The organism is Shouchella lonarensis, assembly GCF_900096965.1.
Classification (GTDB): Bacteria; Bacillota; Bacilli; order Bacillales; family Bacillaceae_D; genus Shouchella; species Shouchella lonarensis.
Genome location: NZ_FMYM01000019.1, coordinates 1 through 2796 on the forward strand (window position 1 = coordinate 1; position 2796 = coordinate 2796).

The following is a 2796-nucleotide window of genomic DNA, read 5'->3' on the forward strand; positions in this document are numbered from 1 at the left end:
GGACCTACAGGTGCAACGGGTAGCACGGGATCCACGGGCGCAACGGGTCCGACGGGACCAACGGGTGCCACAGGACCTACAGGACCTACAGGTGCCACGGGACCAACGGGACCAACGGGTGCCACCGGCGTCACGGGCGTTACAGGTGTAACGGGCGTCACGGGTGTAACGGGTGCAACGGGTGCGACCGGTGCAACGGGTGCCACCGGTCCTACTGGTCCAACCGGTCCAACAGGTGTAACAGGGGGATTGATCGTTGCAAACAATGCTTTTCTGTATGCGGGAACAGGTCCTACCGGAGTGACAGCAGACATCCCAATTGTGATGGATGACAATGCTTTCTCTCATGGAGATGTAGTGATTACTGCAACGGAAGCAACTGTCCAGCCAGGTGTTTACCTCGTCGGGTTCGGAACGTATATGGATTTTAATGGAGACTCTCAAGTTCACTTGTATGTAGATGGGGTATTTTACGCAGCCGCAGGAGAAAGTAACCCTGCCGTTACAAGCACAATGTCAAAAGTTGTTATAATTGAAGTGGATCCTCCTGGCCCTGCTAATCTAACAGTTGTCGTAAACCAGACGACAACTGTTGAACTCACTTATTTAACCGTTTTAAAATTGGTAGAAGGGTAATCAGACAGTTTTCACGGATGTACGGAAAAACAATCGTTGTTAATCGTTATTTTTAGTATAAACACACTGATCACGCAAGACTCGATCAGTGTGTTTAATTTTGAGGAATTAATGGACGAGAATGTGCATGCATTGTTACTCGTATTGAAGTGTATAAGCAAGCGCCTTTTTTTGTATAAGCTGGCACCGAATTGACCGGGGGGAATATTTTGTTATGAGCAGGAGAAAGTGTTTTATGGATAACACATGATTCGGTTCATGTCACTGTAATGTGAAAATATTGACACTTACTAGACATTTTCCCCTGAAAATAATAAAGGAGGTACATGCATATGTCTCAGCCAAATATGCCCAATATTACGCCTAATATTACATTAGGTCGCGATGATGTCGTTAATTTGTTGTTGGCATCCATTGCGATGGAAGAAATGGGTTTGGCACATATCATTAACGCTGAAGGAGAAAAGATTCAATATGCCTTAGGAACACTGAATGGTACAACAGGTCCACCGGCAACGATACAGGAAATTTTAGACATTAACCGTAGTGCTGCTTCAATGTTGGATACGATCTTCAAAAAAGAAATTATCCTCGATTCTAAAATGAAAACGGCGACAAACTTTCCGGAAGAGGTCGTCGGTCCAACAGGTATCACGGGTCCGACCGGACCACCTGGAGGCGTTTTAAGTGTAAATGGTCTGACTGGAGATGTCGTTCTCACCGCAGAAGATGTAGGTGGCTTCCCGTTAACGATGTCTGTTTCTTCTGCCTCTGACTTAGACAGTTTTACAGATCCAGGTGTGTACAGCTCAAATGGTACCGATGGTCCACCGCTTTCAGCACCGCCGACTGTGACATCTCCTATATGGACGCTTTACGTGTCTGTGGTATCGCCTGCTACGGTGAACCCATGGATACAGCAGTTGCTTTTCTCAAACCCAACGTTGTATATTCGTAGCTTTAATGGCGATACATCAACATGGAGTAATTGGCAGTCTTTAGAAGCGCCAATAGGCGTGACGGGACCAACCGGTTCAGCTGGTCCAACAGGACCAACAGGACCAACGGGACCAACAGGCGTGACGGGACCAACGGGCGCTACGGGTGCAACGGGCGCTACGGGCGCTACGGGACCAACAGGCGCTACGGGACCAACAGGCGCTACGGGACCAACAGGTGTAACCGGACCAACGGGCGTTACAGGACCAACAGGCGCAACGGGACCAACGGGACCAACGGGACCAACGGGTGTAACCGGACCAACGGGCGTAACCGGACCAACGGGACCAACGGGACCAACGGGCGCGACGGGACCAACGGGTGTAACCGGACCAACAGGCGTAACCGGACCAACGGGCGCTACGGGCGCGACGGGACCGACGGGACCGACCGGACCGACCGGACCAACAGGACCGACCGGACCAACAGGGGCAACGGGTGCCACAGGCGCTACGGGCGTGACAGGTGTAACGGGCGTGACGGGCGTGACGGGTGCCACAGGTGCGACAGGCGCACCCGGACCAACTGGACCTCCGCCACCATTGGTTTTGCAAAATTATGCTTTTTTAGATGATGGAACAGGGGTAGAACCGGTAACAGCTGGCGTTCCTATCGAAATGGATGCAACGACCATAAGTAATGGAGACATTACGATTGCTGCACCTTTTGACACAATGACTCTTACGAATGCTGGGACTTATTGGGTATCGTTTGGTGGGCAGTTTAGTTTAGCCAATCAAAACTTGTCCTTAAATGTTGATGGTGTTCCATATGCGGTAACGATCCAAGGGGCTAGCACATCACAAGGAATGTTTTCAAAAGAAGTGATCTTGAATGTGCCTACAGGTCCAGTCGATTTGACAGTAGTACCAAGTAATGGTGGTACAATGCAGTATGCTTATTTAACAGCTGTAAAGTTAATAGAAGGGTGATCATTAAAAATATTTATGTGCAAGTGACACGAATGAATATGCGAAAGAGATTAAAATGAAAAGGAGAATGGTATATGTCTCAACCAAGTATGCCTAATTTCACACCGACCATTACACTGACCCGCAGTGACGTCATCAATTTATTGTTAGCCTCCATTGCGATGGAAGAAATGGGTCTGGCGCATATTATTAATGCTGAAGGAGAAAAAATTCAGTATGCTTTAGGCAC

The 2796-nt window shown here is 48.9% G+C and carries 3 protein-coding genes; all 3 read left to right on the plus strand.

The window, feature by feature from the left end; translation table 11 throughout:
* A partial coding sequence (locus BLT29_RS13955) for a collagen-like triple helix repeat-containing protein (protein WP_281241433.1) occupies window positions 1-636 on the plus strand: 636 nt, incomplete at its 5' end.
* A gap of 332 nt (window positions 637-968) precedes the next feature.
* Window positions 969-2567 (plus strand): pyocin knob domain-containing protein, encoded by a 1599-nt coding sequence (locus BLT29_RS13775; protein WP_245701302.1) that lies wholly within the window; start codon window positions 969-971, stop codon window positions 2565-2567.
* Window positions 2568-2641: 74 nt separating this feature from the next.
* The coding region (locus BLT29_RS14085) for an alpha-helical endospore appendage domain-containing protein (protein ID WP_496196935.1) at window positions 2642-2796 on the plus strand (155 nt) is incomplete at its 3' end.

Bases quoted from the DNA above. Each gene is read 5' to 3' on its own strand.
- BLT29_RS13775 (WP_245701302.1), top strand. From the start codon at position 969: ATGTCTCAGCCAAATATGCCCAATATTACGCCTAATATTACATTAGGT.